Origin of the sequence: Andreprevotia sp. IGB-42 (assembly GCF_009848685.1) — a bacterium.
GTDB lineage: Bacteria > Pseudomonadota > Gammaproteobacteria > Burkholderiales > Chitinibacteraceae > Andreprevotia.
This window is the reverse complement of sequence record NZ_WXTX01000006.1, coordinates 1-18679: the sequence shown is the minus strand read 5'-3', so window position 1 is coordinate 18679 and position 18679 is coordinate 1. Positions and strand designations below refer to the sequence as shown.

Sequence of the window (18679 nt, the reverse complement as noted above, 5' to 3'; positions counted from 1 at the left end):
AGGTTATGGCGCCGCAGTTGCCGGGGGCCGTCGCAACGTTTTACAGACCCGCTTTTGCCACCGGATTGGCACGCGGGTCCAGCGCGGCGCGGAGGCCCTCACCCACGAATACCAGCAACAGCAGCATGCCCACCAGCACGGCAAAGGTGGGCAGCGAGATCCACCACGCATCCAGGTTGGCCTTGCCTTGCGCCAGCAACTCGCCCAGTGACGGCACTTCTTGCGGCACGCCGAGGCCAAGAAAGTCGAAGCTCGTCAGCGCCAGCACCGCGCCGCTCATGCGGAACGGCAGGAAGGCGATCACCGAGGTCAGCGAGTTAGGCAGCAGGTGACGACGGATAATCTGCCAGTCGCTCAGCCCGAGCGCACGCGCAGCAGTCACGTATTCGAGGTTGCGGTTACGCAGGAACTCGCCGCGCACGTAATCGGACAAGCCCATCCAGCCGAACACCGACAGGATGACGAACAGCACCAGCAGGCTGGGCTCGAACATCGATGCCAGGATCAGCAGCAGGTACAGCTCGGGCACGGAAGCCCATACCTCGATCAGCCGCTGCATGGTGAGATCCACCTTGCCGGCAAAATAGCCCTGCAACGCCCCGAAGAAAATGCCCACCACGCAGCCCACCACGGTCAGCGCCAGGCCAAACAGCAGCGACACGCGAAAGCCATACAGCAGGCGCGCCAGGATATCGCGGCCCCGGTCATCGGTTCCCAGCCAGTTGACTGCGGATGGCGGCGCCGGATTGGGGCTGGGCGAAAAATAGTTGAGTGTATTGGGGCCGTAGTGGTTAGGCGCGAACAGCGCCCAGTTGCCACCTTCTGCAATACGCTGCTGGATGAAGGGATCGAGAAAATCGGCCGGGCTGGGGAAATCACCGCCGAACACCGTTTCCGGATAATCCTTGAACAGCGGGTAATAGGTCTGGCCCTGATAGCGCACCACCAGTGGCTTGTCGTTGGATAGCAGCTCGGCGCCGCAGCTCAGCACCAGCAGGATCGCCAGCAGCCACAGGCTGACATAGGCAAGGCGCTGTGCCCTGAAACGCAGCCAGGCACGCCGCCACGGGCCGGCATTGATCACGACTGCGCTCATGCCGGTGCCCCTTCGAAACGCAGCCGCGGGTCTGCCAGCGCATAGCACAGGTCGGACAGCAGCCTGGTAAACAGGCCGATCAGCGAGAACAGGAACAAGGCACCCAGCACCACCGGGTAATCACGGCGGATCACCGATTCATACGACAGCAAACCCAGGCCATCGAGCGAGAACAGCGTTTCGATCAGCAGCGCGCCGGTGAAGAACGCACCGATGAAGGCCTCCGGGAAGCCGGTAACCAGCGGAATCAGCGCATTGCGGAATACATGGCGGTAACGGATGGCGGTTTCACTCAGGCCCTTGGCGCGGGCGGTCAGCACGTATTGCTTGCGGATTTCCTCCAGCATGCTGTTCTTGGTCAGCACGGTGATGGTGGCAAAGCTGCCCACTACCATCGCCGTTACCGGCAGCACCAGGTGCCACAGGTAATCGGCGACTTTGCCCAGCAGGGAGAGTTGCGCCCAGTTATCCGAGGTCAAGCCGCGCAGCGGGAAAATCTGCCAGAAGCTGCCGCCGCCAAACAGCACCAGCAACACCACACCCAGCACGAAGCCGGGAATGGCGTAGCCCGCCATCAGTACCAGCGTGGTAACCGCATCGAAGCGGCTACCGTGACGCACCGCCTTGGCCACCCCCAGCGGCACTGCAATCAGATAGGTCAGGCAGAACGTCCACAACCCCAGCGAGATCGATACCGGCAGCTTGGAAACAATCAGCGACCATACCGACTGGTGATGGTAATAGCTCTCGCCCAAATCGAAGGTGGCATAGCGCTTGAGCATCAGGCCGAAACGCACCCACGCTGGCCGGTCAAAACCGTAATCGGCCTTGATCTGCGCCAGCCGCTCCGGGTCCAGCCCCTTGTTGCCCTGGTAGAGCACGCCGCCCCCACCGCCACCGGCGGCCTCCCCGCCACCGCCGCGTGCCTTCATCTGGTATGTGAGCTGTTCGATCGGGCCACCCGGCACGAACTGGATCACGGCAAAGCTCAGCAACAGGATACCCAGCAGGGTGGGCACCATCAGTGCCAAGCGTTTGAGCAGGTAGCGGATCATTGTGGCTTCCACCAGGTTGCGACGATCCAGCTGGCGGGGCTGTAGTACAGCGGCAGCGTGGCGGGAAACTGCAGCGTTTTCTGGTAGGCAACCCGGTGCGTGCGGCTGTACCAGTGCGGAATGGTGTAATAGCCGTGGCGCAATACGCGATCCAGCGCCCGCACGGCCGTCACGCGCTCGGCGCGCAGCTCGCTGCGCACAACGTCGTCGATCAGCGCATCCACCGCGGGGTCATGCACACCGGCCACGTTGCTGGAGCCATTGGTACGCGATGCCTTGCTGGAGAAATAATCGTACAGCTCGTTGCCGGGGCTTTGCGTATCCGAGTAATGCAGCGTGGTCACGTCGAAGTCGTAGCCATCCAGCCGTTTCTGGTACAGCGCGTAATCGGTACTGCGGATACGCACGCCGATGCCCAGCTTCTGCAGATTGCGTATCCATGGCGTCACCACGCGCTGCATGGCGGGGCTGTCATCCAGGTATTCGAATACGAACGGCTCACCGCGCTGGTTGCGCAGTGCGCCGTCGCGGTACACCCAGCCTGCCTGCGCGAGCAGATCACGCGCGGCCAGCAAGTTGGCGCGCAGGGAGCGGGGTGGCGAGGTCGATGCCGGCATGGGCACCGGGCCGAATACCGCAGGGTCCAGCTGCTTGCGCAGCGGGGCCAACAGTTTCAGCTCCGCCTCACCCGGAGTGCCGGTGGCAGCCAGATCGCTGTTGGAATAAAAGCTGTCGGTACGCACGTACTGGTTGTAGAAAAGCTGCCGGTTCAACCAGTCGAAATCCAGTGCCAGCCCCAGCGCGCGCCGCACCCGCACATCGGCAAACAGCGGGTGCCGGGTATTGAGCATGAAGCCCTGGAAACCGGCGGTGTTGTGATGGATGAAATCGCGCTTGATGATCTGGCCGCTGGCAAACTTGGGGCCGTGGTACAGGCGCACCCAGCTGCGCGAGATATTTTCAACATTGAAGTCGAACTGGCCGGCCTTGAAGCCCTCCAGCCGCGCCAGATCATCCTTGTAGAAGCGCCAGGTCAGGCGGTCGAAATTGAACATGCCGCGGCGCACCGGGAGCTCGCGCCCCCAGTAGCCGCCATCACGCAGCAGCGTGAGCTGGCGACCCACGTCATACGGGCCGATGCGATACGGGCCACTGCCGACGGGGGCTTGCAGGCCGATCTTGTCGAACGGCGTGCCATCGCCCCACTTCGGGGAAAACACCGGCAGCGCGCCAACCAGTTGCGGCAGCTCGGGGTTCTTGCGCTTGAACACGAAGCGGATGGTCTGTTTATCCACCACTTCCGATCTGGTGACATCCACCAGCGCAGCTGCATACTGCGGCGCAGCCAGCTTGCCATTGAGCGTTTCGAAGCTGTATTTCACATCCGCAGCGGTCACGGCATCACCGTTATGGAAGCGCGCTTTCGGGTTGATATGGAACACCACCGAAAGGCCATCCGCCGCCACCCGGATATCGTCCGCCAGCAAACCATACGAGGTTGCGGGTTCGTCCAGGCTGGCGGTGGTCAGGCTCTCGAAAATCAGGTCTGCCACGCCAGCAGGCGCGGTACCCTTGAGGATGAACGGATTGAAGGTATCGAAACTGGTGCGCCGGTCCGGGTTGGCCATCAGCAGCTCACCGCCCTTGCGCGCTGCCGGGTTCACATAATCGAAATGGCTGAAACCCGCCGGATACTTTGGCGTATAGCCCAGCGCGATTGCATGTTCGGCAATGGCAGACGGGCTGGCAAAAAGGCTGGCAAGCAGCAACAGGAAGAAGAGCACGCGCATGGCCGGATCATAGCCGAGGCTGGCGCGCGTGGCGTGTTAGAATCGCCGGGTTGTTTCATCCGCGTCACCCATGACTTTTCTTGCCCTCGATACCTCGACCGAACACCTGTCCCTGGCGCTATCCACCCCGGACGGCGTGATCGCGCGCGACTGGCATGCCGGCCAGCGCCATGCCGAACACACACTGCCCTACCTGGAAACCTTTCTGGCCGAAGCCGGTGTTGCACGCAGCCAGATCAAGGGCATTGCCTACGGCATGGGCCCCGGCTCGTTCACCGGCCTGCGCATCGCATGTGGCATCGCGCAAGGGCTGGCGTTCGGCCTGGGCGTGCCGCTGCTGGGTGTTTCCACGCTGGAAGCGCTGGCAGCCCAATGCCCACAGGCGCAGCAACTGGCGTATGCCTGCCTGGATGCGCGGATGAACCAGGTGTATTGCGCAGCCTACCGCCGTAGCGCTACCGGCTGGGTAGAAGTGATCGCCCCCACACTGGCGGACCCCGATGCAGTACCGGTGCCCGATACGGATGGCTGGATCGGGCTGGGCAGCGGTTTTGCCGCCTATGGCGAGGCGCTGACCGCGCGCCTGGGTACGCAGGTCAGCGATACCTTGCCGGCATTGTTTCCGCGTGCGGCGGAAATCCTTGCGCTGGCGTTGCCGCGTTTTGCCGCCGGTGAAGCCGTGCCGCCCCATGATGCGCCGCTGGTTTACCTGCGTGACAAGGTGGCACTCAAAACCCACGAGCGGGTGAAGAAATGAAGCTGGAAGCGCTGAGCCTGGCCGATGTGGATGCACTGGTTGCGCTCGATGCGGCCACCAATATCCATCCGTGGACGGCACCACTGTGGCGCGACACGTTGAACCAGCAGCACACGGTGGGCTTTCGCGATGCCGGCGGGCAACTGGGCGGCGCAGCGGTGTTCAGCCGCGTACTCGATGAAGCCGAGCTATTGATGATCGCCATCGCCCCCGCACAGCAGGGCAAGGGGCTGGGCCGCGCGCTGCTGGATGGCGTGCTGCGGCAACTGGCTGCTGAAGGCGTGCGGGAAATGTTTCTGGAAGTGCGTGCCAGCAACCAGCGTGCGCAAGCGCTGTACCAGTCTGCCGGTGCCAACGAGATCGGCCAGCGCCGCAATTATTATCCGTGTGCAGGCGGGCGTGAAGATGCGCACCTGTATGCGTTCTACCTGAGCGCAGCGGCATGAGCCGTACCGCCAGAGTGCTCGATGCGCTGGGCCTGGGCACCGTATGGATACGGCGCGACAGGTTGGCGGAAATCGAAGCGGCCAATGCCGCGCTGGCTGCAGAACAAATGCACGACCATGCCGCAACAGCGGCCAGTCCAGCACCAGCACAAATTGCCGCTGAAGCGGTTGCGCCACCTGCGCCGGTCAAGCGCTCGCCGGCACCCGTGGTGGTCATTCCCAATCCGGCGGCCAAACCCGTCAGTAGCCTGAAGATCGAGGTGGTCAACGATGCGCGCACCGAGCGCATCGCCGGTCTGGACTGGGCGGCGCTGCAGCAGGAAGTGGCTGCCTGTACTGCGTGTGCGCTGTGCCATAGCCGCACGCAGACGGTGTTTGGCGTGGGCACGCTGGAAGCCGATATCCTAGTGGTGGGCGAAGCACCGGGTGCAGAGGAAGACAAGCGTGGCGAGCCCTTCGTCGGTGCTGCCGGCAAGCTGCTGGACAATATGCTGGCAGCAGTGGGCGAAAAACGCGGCAAGCAGGTGTTCATTACCAACGTGCTGAAGTGCCGCCCGCCGGGCAATCGCAACCCCGGCGTGGAAGAAGTAGCCAAATGCGCGCCGCTGCTGCGCCGCCAGATCGAGCTGCTGCAGCCGCAGGTGATTTTTGCCAGCGGCCGCTTCGCGATCCAGACGCTGCTGGAGAACGACGCGCCGGTCGGCGCCTTGCGCGGCAAGGTGCACAGCTACCGGCATATTCCGGTGGTGGTCAGCTACCACCCGGCTTATCTGCTGCGCAATCTGCCCGATAAAGCCAAGGCCTGGCGTGACCTGTTGCTGTTGCAGCAGGCCATTGCCAGCGCACGCGCCAACGTAAGCTGAAAACGCGCTGATCCGGCTGCCTTTGGAGGGGTACGCAGCTATGCTGAGTGAATAAAGCACAGCATAGCGAAACGGGTGAACCATGCCGGCAGCCACAGCAAGAATGCAGCACAGCTTTCCGTTACGGCTGCATATCGCCACACTTTTCACCGCGCTTATCCTGGCAACCGGCCTGGGAATCTGCTTTTACGTCTATCACCAGAGCCAGAGTGCCGCACTCAAGCAGGCACAGGACGACTTTGCCCGTACCGCGCGTGAAATGGCCGCCAGCCTGGAACGGCTGTACCGCCCTACCGGCGCGATGGTGAATCTGCTGTCCCGGCAACCGCTGGTGAGCGCCGGCACCCTGGCCACCCGGCTGCAGGGGCTGGAGATGATGCGTGAAATCCTCAACGCCAACCCGCAATCGGTGAGCCTGTACGTGGGGCGTGCGGACGGGGATTTCTTCCTGTTCCGCCCGCTGGATGACGATCTCACCCGCCACAGTGTCGATGCCCCGCCCGGTGCCGCCTACGTGGTGCAATCGGTAGACCACACTGCCGGCAAGGAAGCAGACCGGCGCTACCTGTTCTACACCGCCGGGCTGCAACTGCTGAAAAACCAGCCGCGCCCCGACTATGGCTACGATCCGCGCGTGCGTCCTTGGTACAAGCTGGCACAAGCGCAGGATGGACTGATCCGTACTGATCCGTTTGCCACCTTCACCACTGGCGAGCTAGGCCTGGCTTTCGTACGGCGCAGCGGCGATGGCCAGGCTATCGTGGCGGCCACACTGACACTGACGCGCCTGTCCGCCACGCTGGCTGATGGCAAACCCACGGTATCGGCCGAACTGGCGCTGTTTGACGACCAGCGGCGGCTGCTGGCCTACCCGGACAGCCACAAGCTGCTGGTTGCCGAGCCCGACGCCGATGGTGGCCAGCGGCCTGCCAGCCTGGATGATCTCGGCGCGCCCATCCTCAAGCAGCTGTTGCCTGCCGGTAAAGCGGTCATTTCGGCAACCAGGCAATACCGCGATGGGGGTGGGCGTGAATGGCTGACCACCTTGCTGCCAGTCGGCAGCGCCAATGGTTCGTTCACCTGGCTGGCGATTGCCGCGCCAACTGACGAGCTGTTTGCCGAGGCGCGCGCGGTGCGCAACAAGACGCTGCTGGCCACGCTGCTGATCGTGGCGCTGTCCTTGCCGCTGATCTGGATGCTGTCGGCGCATATCGCCGGGCAACTGCGCAACCTCACGCGGGAAGCGCAACGCATCCACCGCTTCGAGTTCGATGGCGACATGCCCGCGCATTCGCGCGTGAAGGAAGTGGCCGAGCTTGCTGATGCGGTGAGCAAGCTCAAGCGCACGATCCGGCGCTTTCTGGACATCAGCCAGAACCTGGCGGCAGAGACGCGCTTCGAGCGGCTGATGGACCGTGTACTGGCGGAGACACTGGGCGCAGCCGGCGCCGAAGGGGGCGCCATTTACCTGCTTGACGAGCAAGGCGCCTGCCTCGTGCCTGCTGCAATGCGCTGGCAAGACGAAGCAACCGGCGTGGACGGACTGGCGAGCATTCCGCTCAGCGATACCGCCGATCCGCTGGTGCAGGCGGTGCAGGAGCGACGCACGGAGAATCTGGTGCTGACCTCACCACGTTCGCCGGCACTGCAATATATCGATACGCACTTCGGCACCACGCACGTGCAGCTGATCGCTCCGCCACTGACCAACCGCGCTGGCGAACTGATCGGCGTGCTGTGCCTGTTCCTGCCCAGCGGGCACAATGCGGTTTCAGCCGAGCAGGTTGCATTTGTGGAGGCGCTGTCCGGCACCGCCGCAGTGGCTATCGACAACCAGCGCCTGCTGCAGGGGCAGAAAGCGTTGCTCGATTGCTTCATCACCCTGATCGCAGGTGCCATCGACGCCAAGAGCCCCTACACCGGCGGCCACTGCCAGCGCGTGCCCGAACTGACCAAGGCGCTGGCGGAAGCTGCGCACGAGGTGGCACACGGCCCGTTCAAGGACTACCGGCTGGATGAGGAAGATCGCGAGGTGTTGCACATTGCCTGCTGGCTACATGATTGCGGCAAGGTCACCACGCCAGAATATGTGGTCGACAAGGCCACCAAGCTGGAAACCATGTACGACCGCATCCACGAAATCCGCACACGCTTCGAGGTACTCAAGCGCGATGCGGATGTCGCGTACTGGCAGGGGGTGGCGAATGGCGGCGATGCTGCTGCGCTGGCGGCAAGCCGGAACGCCGCCATCCAGGCGCTGGATGACGACTTTGCCTTCGTGGCAGAGTGCAATACGGGCGGCGAATTCATGGCTGCGGACAAATTGGCGCGGTTGCAGCAGATCGCGCAGCGGCGCTGGCTGCGCACGCTGGACGATACGCTGGGATTGTCGTGGTCGGAAAAGCAGCGCAAGCCGGCTGCAGCGGATACCACATTACCGGTGGAAGAGCCCTTGCTGGCCGACAAGCCCGAGCACCTGATTGCACGCAATGCCAATGAAATCATGCCCGAACCCAATCCCTGGGGCTTCAAGCTGAAAACCCCCGAGCACAAGTTCAACCGTGGCGAGCTGTACAACCTGTCGATCACGCGTGGCACGCTGACTGCGGAAGAGCGCTACACCATCAACGATCACATCGTGCAGACCATCATCATGCTCAACAGCCTGCCGCTGCCACGGCATTTGCGCCGGGTGCCTGAAGTGGCCGGCGGCCATCATGAAAAAATGGATGGCACCGGCTACCCCAAGCGCTTGCGCCGCGAGGACATGAGCGTGGAAGCGCGCATGATGGCCATTGCCGACATCTTCGAAGCGCTGACCGCGATAGACCGCCCATACAAGGTAGGCAAGACGCTGACCGAGTCGCTGACCATCATGGACCGCATGCAGCGTGAGGGGCATATCGACCCCGAGCTGTTCACGCTGTTTCTGGAAAGCGGCATCTTCATGCAATACGCCAGCCGCTATCTTAAACCGGAGCAGATCGACGCAGTACACATCAACGACTACATCTGGCGCGATGCCGCGTGAACGGCAGCCGTTTCCAAGCCGTGCGGGCTTTGCGTGCATAGGATGCTGTTGCGTTTTAGCAAAAATGATGTTGCAACGCACAATAGATCAAGAAACGGGCCTAGGATAAGGGGCGTGATTCCCGCAAGGAGTACGCCATGGACGCCATCACCACCGCCGCTACGTTCGAGATCAAGCTCAATGATCACCCGCAACGCCGGGTCATCAGCGACGAAGCGCATGCCAGGCCCTATGCGCTGATCCCCACACCCAGCCGCATTACCTATATTGCCTACCTGCACCGCAACCTCAGCCCCACGCAGGAATTGTGGCTGTATGGCGAGCTGGCGCTACGCTTCGGCCAGGTACCGCCCAAACCCGGCGACAACCATTTCAGCGTGGACTTGGGGCCATGCCGGCTGCGCTGGACGCGCCACAGCGAGTTCTCTGCGCTGACGCTGATTGCCTCCGGGCTGGAAGCCGATCCGTTCCGCGATCCGTTTGCAAGACCCGCACTGGCAGAATTGCCCGCCGAGTGGCTGGCACAATTGCCGGGCAATCTGCTGGTGGCTGCGCATGCGCTGCTGGTGCCGCACAGCGCATTGCCGATTGGCGCGCCTGCCATCGCTGCCCGCTATTTCCGGGGCAACGACCTGATCGGTGCAGAGATCGGCGAGGGATCGGGCAGCGCGTATACCGACTTCCTGATCCATGCAGATGGTTTTTCGCGCTACCTGGTAGCAGATCGCTACATGGGCCGCCGCCAGGGCGGGCGCATGCTGCTGCGCCTGTTCGAGCTTGATACCTACCGGATGATGGCGTTTCTGGCACTGCCGCTGGCCAAATCGATTTCACCGGAACTGACCGAGGCCGACCGGGAACTGGCCGAGCTGACCAGCGCCATGTCGCACGCCAAGCAGACGGACGAACCGGTGCTGCTGGACCGGCTGACGCAACTGGCCGCGCGCATCGAGAGCGCGCTGTCCCGCACCGATTTCCGTTTTTCTGCCACGCATGCGTATTACGAGATCGTGCAAAGCCGCATTGCCGAGCTGCGCGAGTACCGCATCCAGGGGCTGCAGCCATTCCAGCAATTCATGGAACGGCGGCTGACACCTGCCATGGATACCTGTGTAACGGTAGCGCGCCGGCAGCGCGAACTGGCGGCGCGGGTCAGCCGGGCAACGGCGCTGCTGCGCACCCGCGTGGACATCACGCACGAGCAGCAAAATCAGGCGCTGCTGACCTCGATGGAACGCCGCGCCACACTGCAACTGCGGCTTCAGGAAACCGTAGAGGGCCTGTCCATCGCCGCCATCACCTATTACACCGTGGGCCTGCTGGGATATGGCTTCAAGGGCCTGAAGGCCGCCGGCATGCATCTGAACGTGGAGCTGGCAACCGCACTGGCGATACCGGTGGTGGCACTGCTGATCGCGCTGGGTTTGCGCCGCATGCGTAACGCATTACTGGCCGAACACGGCTGATGCGCTGTCAGCAACACCAGCATGCCGGCGCAATGCGCGGCAATACGGCAAGAGTTGCCTACCGGCATGGCGCCGGCCATGGCATGCTGCAAGCATTCAATCAGCGTGGAGCAGCATCATGGCGAAAGCAGGTCTTCCCCGTATCGTGATTGTCGGCGGTGGCGCCGGTGGGCTCGAACTGGCAACAACGCTGGGCCGGCGCCTGGGTGCGAAAAAACGCGCCGAGATCGTGCTGGTCGATGGTGCATCCACGCATATCTGGAAACCGCTGCTGCATGAAGTGGCCACCGGCGCGCTCAATACCGGCGAAGACGAAGTCAATTACTTCGGCCACGCGCACCGCAACGGCTACCGCTTCGAATTCGGCTGGATGAGCGGGCTGGACCGTGAACGCAAGGTGGTGCGCATTGCCGATGTGATCGGCCCCGATGGCGAAGTGCTGGCGCAAGCACGCGAGGTCCCCTACGACACGCTGGTGCTGGCGCTGGGCGCCATTGCCAATGACTTCGGCACCATGGGCGCACATACGCACTGCATGTTCCTCAATACGCCGGATGATGCCGAGAAACTGCGCCGCAAGATCCTTGCGCAATCGTTTGCCGTGGGCGCTTCGGGCAACCCGGTGCAGAAGCTGAATATCGGCATCGTCGGGGGTGGCCCCACCGGCGTGGAGCTGGCAGCAGAAATCGACCATACCATCCGCGAGATGCATCAATACGGCGCGGAGCTGACGCCTGCGCAGCTGGAAATCACCATCATCGAGGGGGCCGAGCGCATTCTGGCCACCGCGCCGGAATCGCTGTCGCAGTATGCAACGGACGCCCTGTCCGAACGCGGCATCCTGGTGGCGTGCAATAGCCGCGTGGCCGAAGTGAACGAAAGCGGTTTCGTGCTGGCGGACGGGCGCACCATCGCATCGGATATCCGGGTGTGGGCTGCCGGCGTGAAAGGCGCCGACTGGCTCAACACGCTAGGGCTCAACACCAACAAGCTCAACCAGATCGAAGTCACCAGCACGCTGCAGACGCTGACCGACAAGCACATCTTTGCGCTGGGCGATTGTGCCAGCACGCCGGATGGCGATGGCGGCAAGCCGCTGCCTGCCACCGCGCAGGTTGCACATCAGCAAGCAAGCTGGCTGGCGGGCACGCTGGCAGCGCTGCAGGCAGGCAAGCCGGTAAAGCCATTCCAGTTCCGCCCCCAGGGCGTGATCGTTTCCATCGGCAAGCATACCGCAGTGGCCAGCCTGGCATCGGTGGTCGGCCCCAAGCGCGATTACTACGTGGAAGGGCGCGGCGCCAAGCTGATCTATGCATCGCTGTACCGGCTGCACCAGGCGGCAGTGCACGGCTGGATACTGGCGGTATTGCTGTGGATAGGCGACAAATTGCGCCGCGCAGCCCAGCCCACGCTCAAGCTGCACTGATCCAGCACCGCCCGCAGCGACTGCGGTACCAGCCTGCCCCGCCGCTGCCGGCCTGCCGGTAGGCCGACGGCTGTTATCCAGGCTTCGTGCGCCCTTGGTACAGCCCGTGCCAGCCTCGGGCAGCCATCCTTTGCCCGTTGCCGGGCCAGCTGTGCCCGGCACGACTGCCCTGCAAGCGCGGCAGTAAATATTTCCCGGCCCATCTGCTGAGCCCTGGGAGGTTTTCTTACCGTGTACAAGCCGCCCTGCTGCTCGTTTCCCCGCTTGGCAATACATTTGCGGCATAAGGCGGTGCTTTTTCATCAGCAAGCTCTTCTTGCTCATCCCTCCGCCGGGGTTTATCAAGTAATTACACACTCCTTTCCGTTCATTCCGGTATTTCCTACACGAACAGGCCATGCCACATCGCAGTTACCGTCATTTTCTGTTGCGTTGCTTGACTGTGCTGGTTGCCGCGCTGGCGATCGGCCTGTGCCTGTACGCGGCCGATCACGTTGAAAAAACCGCCGACGAGAACCTGCTCAAGCTGGCCCGGCAGGATACGGGCCGTGTACGCCAGACGCTGTCCGACTGGGTGGAGCTGCGCCGGCAAACGCTGCGCGGCTTGGCTGCGCTATTCGCCGGTTCCAGCGGTGTAGAGCACGACGAGTTCGACCGTGCCGCCACCGTGCTGCGCAAACAGGGTGACAGCACGGTGCAGATTCCGCTTGCCTATGCACTGGTATCGGCCGACAACAGCTCGTTGAAAATTGTCTACAGCACCGAAACGGCCGGGCCGCTGGCACTGGGGCGTGAACTCGCCAGCGTGCCCGAGGCAGCCACGCTGATGCATACGGCGTTTCCATCCGCCAATCGCACCATCTCCAGCCCGGTGCTATTCGACGCTGCACACAGGCCCTACGCCTACATGAGCTACCCGCTGGAGCACGTCAACGGCCGGCGGGCATTGATGCTGACCATCATCAGGTACACCGAGCTGTTCCGCATCGTGGCCGGCCCGCAGGAAGGCATCGTGCTGCGCGTGCAGGTCACCCCCCCAGGCGGCAAACCCACCTTCGTCAACGGCAGCGAAGCGGCTACACCCGGCACGCTGTTCACCATCCCCTACAGCGGCGAGCTGTATGGTTCGCGGTTCCATCATTACGGCGACATTCTTGGCAACTATCCCGGACGCCAGAGCAGCGCGCAGCGGCTTGCCACTACGCTGCGTTATGGCGGCAGCCTGCTGACGCTGATCGTGATGCTGATGATCTGGAAAATGCTCAACCTGTACCGGCAAAGCCTGCAGCGCGCCACAGCGCTGGAAGAGGCGCACAGCCATATGCAGGAAAGCGAGCAGCATTACCGCACGCTGGTCGACCAGGTACCCGGCGTGGTGTTCCGCGCGGTGATGGCGCCCGAGCGGCGCAAGGTCTATTTCAGCCCCGCCGTCGAGGCGCTGACCGGCTACCGTGCCGAAGAGCTGCTGGGCAGTCACCGCTTCCGCGAGCTGATTGCAGCCGAAGATGCCGAGCGGGTGCAGGCGGTGTTGAACCAGGAACAGAACGCCGAAGGCCGCTATGAGGTGGAATATCGCATCCACGACCGCGACGGCAAGCAGCACTGGGTATCCGAGCGCAACCAGGTGTTTGTCGATGCGCATGGCGTGCGCATGATCGATGGCGTGCTGATCGATATCAGCGAGCACAAGGCCATCGAAGTATCGCTGCAGAGCAAGGTGAACCTGCTGCGCGGCATTTTCGACAACGCGCCGGATGTACTGATCCACGGGCTGACACTGGACGGTGATTTCAGCTTCTGCAACAAGGCCAGTGAAAGCATCCTGGGGTGGCAGGAGCATGAACTGCTGGGCAAGCCGTTCAAGTCGTTCAACATGGTGTCGTCCGAGGCTGCCGATCATGCGCTGTCATTGTTCAGCCAGATGGCGCAAAGCATGCAGCCACTGCCGCCGGGCGAGTGGCTGGTGACCCGGCGCAACGGCAAGCCTTGCGTGATCCTGGCCACGCTGTTTCCCATCCTGGATGAACACGACGACATCATCATCGTAACCATCGGGCTCGATATCACCGAGCGCAAGCGCATCGAGGAATCGCTGCGCACCACGCGCGATCATCTGGAAGACCTGGTGACCGAGCGCACCGATGCATTGCAACGCAGCAACCGCGAGCTCAAGCAGGCAATGGGGCAACTGGTGCAATCGGAAAAACTGGCCTCGCTGGGCAGCCTGGTGGCCGGCATTGCCCATGAGCTGAACACGCCGCTGGGCAACAGTGTGACCGTAGCCTCCACGTTGCGGCAGAAGGTGCACGAATTCCGCCACCTGCTGGACGAAAACCAGCTGCGCCGCTCCGAACTGGAGCACTTTACAGAAGCGTGCGAGGAAGCGGCCACGCTGATCGAAAAAAGCAGCCAGCGCGCCGGCGACCTGATCAACAACTTCAAGCAGGTGGCGGTGGATACTGCCAGCACGCGGCGGCGTGTGTTCGATCTCAAGCAGACCATGGAAGAAGTGGTATCCACATTGCTGCCGCTGCTCAAGCACACGCCACATCGCATCGAGATCGATATCCCGCCAGGCACGCACATGACCAGCTACCCGGGGCCGCTGGAACAGATCATCACCAACCTGGTCACCAACTCGCTCAAGCATGCATTCGACCAGCGCGATGACGGCATGATCCGCATTGCGGCCAGTGCATCGGCAAGCGAGATCGAGCTCATTTACGAGGACAACGGCAACGGTATCCCCGAAGCGCTGAAGCGGCGGGTATTCGATCCGTTCTTCACCACCAAGCTGGGCCAGGGCGGCAGCGGCCTTGGACTGTATATCGTTTTCAACCTGATACATGGCGTGCTGGGTGGCCAGTTGAAGCTGAGCGATGCCGAGCACGGTGGCACCCGCTTTGCCATCACCCTGCCCAAACAGGCGCCCCTACCCCAGGAATCCGCAAGCGATGAGCAACCTGCCCCACAATAATGATGCGCTGGTCAGCCTGATTGAAGATGATCATCTGCCGCCACCGGTACGGAGTGGCCGGCCATGGGTGGTACTGATCGTCGACGACGACGAGGAAGTCCACGCCGCGACACGCTACACGCTGACCGACCAGCTCATCCTCGGGCGTCCGCTCGAGCTCGTACACACCATGTCTGGCGCACAAACCCGCGAGTTGCTGGCCACGCGCACGGATTTTGCAGTGATCCTGCTTGATGTGGTGATGGAAACCGATGATGCCGGCCTGCGCCTGGTCGATTACATCCGCAATCATCTGGGCCTGCGCGAAACGCGCATCATCCTGCGCACCGGCCAGCCGGGTTATGCGCCCGAGCTGACGGTATTTACCGACTACGACATCAACGATTACCGCACCAAGAACGAGCTGACGCGCACGCGGCTGATCACCGCGCTGACCGCCGCGCTACGCTCGTATGACCAGATCCGTACCATCGCAGAAAACCGCCGCGGGCTGGAGCTGATCGTCAGCGCAGTGGCCAGCCTGATGGAAACACACGCAATCAGCCAATTTGCCGAAGGCGTGCTCACCCAAGTCACGGCGCTGCTGAAACTGCCACTGGATGGCATCGTCTGTGCGCAGCGTGGCTCACCCGGTGGCGACGATACCGAGCAACTGTATGTGGTGGGTGCAGCCGGCCGGCTGGCCCGCTTCATTGCCGCGCCGCTGGAAAAACTGGACGACCACAATATCCGCGATGCCATCCAGCTGACCATGGATGCGGGACATCACCAGTTCAGCAGCCACTACACCACGCTGTTCCTGACCGGGGCCGGCCAGGATGCCGCGGTGTTCATTGAAACCGGCCACGCGCTGGATGAGAACGACCGTCAGTTGCTGGAAGTCTTTGCCGCCAATATCTCGGCCTGCTTCAGCAATGTGCGCCATGTGGAACAGCTCAACTTCGCTGCCTACCACGATTCGCTGACGCAACTGTCCAACCGCAGCCACTTCATCCTGCAACTGGATGCCGCGATGCGCCAAGGGCGCGATGACTATGTGGTGATGTTGATCGACCTCGACCATTTTGCCGATATCAACGATGGCCTGGGCCATGATGTGGGCAACGCGCTACTGGTGGCAGTAGCCACCAGGCTGGAAAGCGACGGGTTGGGCGAATGCAAGCTGGCCCGCATCGGTGCCGACGTCTTTGGCCTGTTGGGGCCCGGCAGCAGCCTCAATGCATCGGCGCTGTTCACGTTGATGGCACGCCCGTTTGAAGTGGGCGAACACCTGCTGCCCATTACCGTCACCCTGGGCGAATGCCCGATCAGCCGCGATGAAAGCGGCTTCGGCCTGCTCAAACGCGCCACCATCGCGCTCAACCTGGCCAAGCGCAACCTGCATGGCAAGCACGCGCGCTTCTCGCGCGAGATGGAAGCGGACACGCGCTGGCGGCAGGATGTGATCCGCCACCTGCGCCGGGATTTCCACGAAGGCAAGCTCAGCGTGTGGTATCAGCCGCAAATCGAGCTGGCCAGCAGCCGCATTGTCGGCGTGGAGGCGCTGTTGCGCTGGCCGGATGGCAGCGGTTTTGTACAACCACCGTCGGTATTCATTCCGCTGGCCGAATATTCGGGCCTGATCGTGGAAATCGGCGACTGGGTGATGCGCGAGGCATGTGCTGCGTATCACCAGTTGGCCAATATCGAGCATGCGCCCAAGCGTATTTCAGTCAATGTGAGCATGCCGCAGTTCCGCGCGGGTGGGCTGACCGAGCGCGTGGCATCGTTGCTGGGCAGCCTGCGGGTGCCAGCCAATGCGCTGGAGCTGGAAATCACCGAAAGCATTGCCATGGATGAACCCAAGGTGGTGATTTCCAGCCTGGCGGCGCTGCGTGCCATCGGCGTGCGCATTGCCATCGATGATTTCGGCACCGGCTATTCATCGCTGTCGCAGCTGAAAGACCTGCCTATCGATTGCCTGAAAATCGATCGCGCCTTCATCAGCGAAATTGCCGATGGCCGCGGTGGCATGTTTGCGGAAACCATCGTTGCACTGGGAAGGCGCATGGGGCTGACCACCATTGCGGAAGGGGTGGAAACCGCCGAACAGGCTGGCTTCCTGCGCGCATTGGGCTGTAGCGAGGCGCAGGGCTTTCATTACGCCAGGCCCATGCCGCTGGATGAGCTACTACGGTGGGTTGGCAATGGCGGTACGCAGGCTACGGGTTCAAGCAGTTGATCTGGCGGGCAAGGCGCTTGTGCGATGGCCGGACCCCTGCCAATAAGATCAGGTTCCCGCAGCAGGTGCCAATGCAGGCTGCCCTGCGGTAGCGCCGGGATTACGGTTGATGCGCAGCACCAGCAACGCGCCGACAATGCACAGGCCACCGGAAATCCACGTCGCCACCGTGTAGGAGCCCAAGCTGCTGCGCAGCATTCCGGCGCCCAGCGCGGCAAATGCAGCGCCCAGCTGATGCCCGGCCACCACCCAGCCGAAGATCACCGGGCCATCCTGCGTGCCGAAGCGATCTGTGGTCAGGCGTACCGTTGGCGGCACCGTGGCCACCCAATCGAGGCCGTAGAACATGGTGAACAGCGGCAGGCCAAACAGGCCGAAACCGAATGCATACGGCAGGTACAGCAGCGCCAGCCCGCGCAGACCGTAATACCAGAACAGCAGGATGCGCGCGTTGTAGCGGTCAGACAGCCAGCCGGAGAACGTGGTGCCCGCCAGATCGAACAGTCCCATCGCCGCCAGGATGCTGGCGCCCTTGACCGGCGTGAGATTGTAATCACCGCACATGGCAATGAAATGCGTGCCGATATAGCCGTTGGTACTGGCACCGCAAATGAAGAAACTGGCAAACAGCAGCCAGAAGTCGCGCGTTTTTGCCGCACGCTGTAATGCGCCAAAGGCAATGGCAATCGGGTTCTGGCGCGTTTGCGCGGCGGGTACGGCATCGTCATCCGCACCATAGGCGCCAACGCCCACCGTGGCCGGGCGCTCCGGCAGCAGGAAGAACACCAGCGGGATGATCAGCGCAGCGGCAGCCGCCACCACCAGCACCACCGGGCGCCAGCCCTGTTGCTCGGTCAGCGCGGCCAGCAGCGGCAGGAACACCAGTTGCCCGGTGGCCGAGCTGGCAGTGAGGATGCCCATGGCCAGCCCGCGCCGCTTGACGAACCAGCGGTTGACGACGGTAGCGCCCAGCGTCATCGCGGTGGCGCCGGTAGCGCAACCGACGATCAAGCCCCACACCAGCTGCAGTTGCCAGGTGGTTTGCATCTGGCTGGACAGGCCGATGGCCACCGACAGCACCGCCAGTGCCAGCAGCACCGTGCGCCGCAAGCCAAAACGCAGCATCGCCGCTGCGGCAAATGGCCCCATCAGGCCGAACAGCGCCAGATTGATCGATAGCGCCAGCGAAATGGTGGCGCGGCTCCAGCCGAATTCGTGCTCCAGCGGCACCATCATCACGCTGGGGGTGGCACGCGTGCCGGCAGTCACCAGCATGATCAGAAAGGTAATGGCGATGACTACCCAGCCATAGTGGACGCGGCCCTCGGCCCAGTGTGCGATGCGCTTCATGCTTTGCTCCGTGCAGCATTCATTTTTTACGTGTTACAGGTCGGTAACATTGCTTGCGACATTACGTACCGATCGGTAACATGTCAACTGTCCTGAACCCTGATCTGCGGGCAAACCATGAATGCCGTTGCCAAACCCGGCCGCGTCGTCGTCGATGCGGCGGCTGCCTCTGTCCGCATCCTCGATGCGGCTGAAACGCTG

At 62.7% G+C, this 18679-nt stretch carries 12 protein-coding genes; 8 read left to right on the top strand and 4 right to left on the bottom strand.

The window, feature by feature from the left end; genetic code table 11:
* Positions 1 to 40: 40 nt before the first annotated feature.
* The 3 genes from IGB42_RS10535 to IGB42_RS10525 are packed head-to-tail and all read right to left on the bottom strand — an operon-like array spanning position 41 to position 3941.
* Entirely contained in the window at positions 41 to 1096 is a 1056-nt protein-coding gene (locus tag IGB42_RS10535) for an ABC transporter permease (RefSeq protein WP_159671214.1), read from the bottom strand.
* Entirely contained in the window at positions 1093 to 2151 is a 1059-nt protein-coding gene (locus tag IGB42_RS10530; RefSeq protein WP_159671211.1) for an ABC transporter permease subunit, read from the bottom strand. The genes IGB42_RS10535 and IGB42_RS10530 overlap by 4 nt, the downstream gene beginning before the upstream one ends.
* On the bottom strand, positions 2148 to 3941 hold the full coding sequence (locus IGB42_RS10525) for an extracellular solute-binding protein (RefSeq protein ID WP_159671208.1): 1794 nt from the start codon (positions 3939 to 3941) through the stop codon (positions 2148 to 2150). Before IGB42_RS10525 ends, IGB42_RS10530 begins: the two co-directional genes overlap by 4 nt.
* A gap of 70 nt (positions 3942 to 4011) precedes the next feature.
* Here IGB42_RS10525 and tsaB point away from each other — a divergent pair, with 70 nt between their 5' ends.
* From tsaB to IGB42_RS10485, 8 genes are all read left to right on the top strand, one after another.
* Complete coding sequence (gene tsaB, locus IGB42_RS10520) at positions 4012 to 4698, top strand: tRNA (adenosine(37)-N6)-threonylcarbamoyltransferase complex dimerization subunit type 1 TsaB (RefSeq protein WP_159671205.1); 687 nt, start codon at positions 4012 to 4014, stop codon at positions 4696 to 4698.
* Positions 4695 to 5144: a ribosomal protein S18-alanine N-acetyltransferase gene (gene rimI / locus IGB42_RS10515; protein WP_159671202.1), complete on the top strand. Its 450-nt coding sequence runs from the start codon at positions 4695 to 4697 to the stop codon at positions 5142 to 5144. The genes tsaB and rimI overlap by 4 nt, the downstream gene beginning before the upstream one ends.
* Positions 5141 to 6007, top strand: coding sequence for a uracil-DNA glycosylase (locus IGB42_RS10510; RefSeq protein ID WP_159671199.1), 867 nt, complete (start codon positions 5141 to 5143; stop codon positions 6005 to 6007). The genes rimI and IGB42_RS10510 overlap by 4 nt, the downstream gene beginning before the upstream one ends.
* A 103-nt stretch (positions 6008 to 6110) precedes the next feature.
* Positions 6111 to 9038: an HD domain-containing phosphohydrolase gene (locus tag IGB42_RS10505; RefSeq protein WP_159671196.1), complete on the top strand. Its 2928-nt coding sequence runs from the start codon at positions 6111 to 6113 to the stop codon at positions 9036 to 9038.
* A gap of 137 nt (positions 9039 to 9175) precedes the next feature.
* Positions 9176 to 10504 carry a DUF3422 family protein gene (locus tag IGB42_RS10500; protein WP_159671193.1) on the top strand — a complete coding sequence of 443 codons (1329 nt, stop codon included), beginning with the start codon at positions 9176 to 9178 and terminating at the stop codon, positions 10502 to 10504.
* A gap of 118 nt (positions 10505 to 10622) precedes the next feature.
* On the top strand, positions 10623 to 11930 hold the full coding sequence (locus tag IGB42_RS10495) for an NAD(P)/FAD-dependent oxidoreductase (protein WP_159671190.1): 1308 nt from the start codon (positions 10623 to 10625) through the stop codon (positions 11928 to 11930).
* 397 nt (positions 11931 to 12327) lie between these two features.
* Positions 12328 to 14907: a PAS domain-containing sensor histidine kinase gene (locus IGB42_RS10490; RefSeq protein ID WP_159671187.1), complete on the top strand. Its 2580-nt coding sequence runs from the start codon at positions 12328 to 12330 to the stop codon at positions 14905 to 14907.
* A complete protein-coding gene (locus IGB42_RS10485) occupies positions 14885 to 17128 on the top strand; it encodes a bifunctional diguanylate cyclase/phosphodiesterase (protein WP_159671184.1) in 2244 nt (747 codons plus the stop codon). Before IGB42_RS10490 ends, IGB42_RS10485 begins: the two co-directional genes overlap by 23 nt.
* Before the next feature lie 48 nt (positions 17129 to 17176).
* On the opposite strand, the gene IGB42_RS10480 is transcribed toward IGB42_RS10485, so the two are convergent.
* On the bottom strand, positions 17177 to 18478 hold the full coding sequence (locus IGB42_RS10480; protein WP_159671181.1) for an MFS transporter: 1302 nt from the start codon (positions 18476 to 18478) through the stop codon (positions 17177 to 17179).
* Positions 18479 to 18679 lie beyond the last annotated feature (201 nt).

What these genes read in the sequence shown, in the direction of transcription:
- IGB42_RS10525 (WP_159671208.1), bottom strand. Translation starts at nt 3,941, where the DNA reads ATGCGCGTGCTCTTCTTCCTGTTGCTGCTTGCCAGCCTTTTTGCCAGC.
- rimI (WP_159671202.1), top strand. Translation starts at nt 4,695, where the DNA reads ATGAAGCTGGAAGCGCTGAGCCTGGCCGATGTGGATGCACTGGTTGCG.
- IGB42_RS10480 (WP_159671181.1), bottom strand. Translation starts at nt 18,478, where the DNA reads ATGAAGCGCATCGCACACTGGGCCGAGGGCCGCGTCCACTATGGCTGG.
- IGB42_RS10510 (WP_159671199.1), top strand. Translation starts at nt 5,141, where the DNA reads ATGAGCCGTACCGCCAGAGTGCTCGATGCGCTGGGCCTGGGCACCGTA.
- IGB42_RS10500 (WP_159671193.1), top strand. Translation starts at nt 9,176, where the DNA reads ATGGACGCCATCACCACCGCCGCTACGTTCGAGATCAAGCTCAATGAT.
- IGB42_RS10485 (WP_159671184.1), top strand. Translation starts at nt 14,885, where the DNA reads ATGAGCAACCTGCCCCACAATAATGATGCGCTGGTCAGCCTGATTGAA.
- IGB42_RS10535 (WP_159671214.1), bottom strand. Translation starts at nt 1,096, where the DNA reads ATGAGCGCAGTCGTGATCAATGCCGGCCCGTGGCGGCGTGCCTGGCTG.
- tsaB (WP_159671205.1), top strand. Translation starts at nt 4,012, where the DNA reads ATGACTTTTCTTGCCCTCGATACCTCGACCGAACACCTGTCCCTGGCG.
- IGB42_RS10530 (WP_159671211.1), bottom strand. Translation starts at nt 2,151, where the DNA reads ATGATCCGCTACCTGCTCAAACGCTTGGCACTGATGGTGCCCACCCTG.
- IGB42_RS10505 (WP_159671196.1), top strand. Translation starts at nt 6,111, where the DNA reads ATGCAGCACAGCTTTCCGTTACGGCTGCATATCGCCACACTTTTCACC.
- IGB42_RS10495 (WP_159671190.1), top strand. Translation starts at nt 10,623, where the DNA reads ATGGCGAAAGCAGGTCTTCCCCGTATCGTGATTGTCGGCGGTGGCGCC.
- IGB42_RS10490 (WP_159671187.1), top strand. Translation starts at nt 12,328, where the DNA reads ATGCCACATCGCAGTTACCGTCATTTTCTGTTGCGTTGCTTGACTGTG.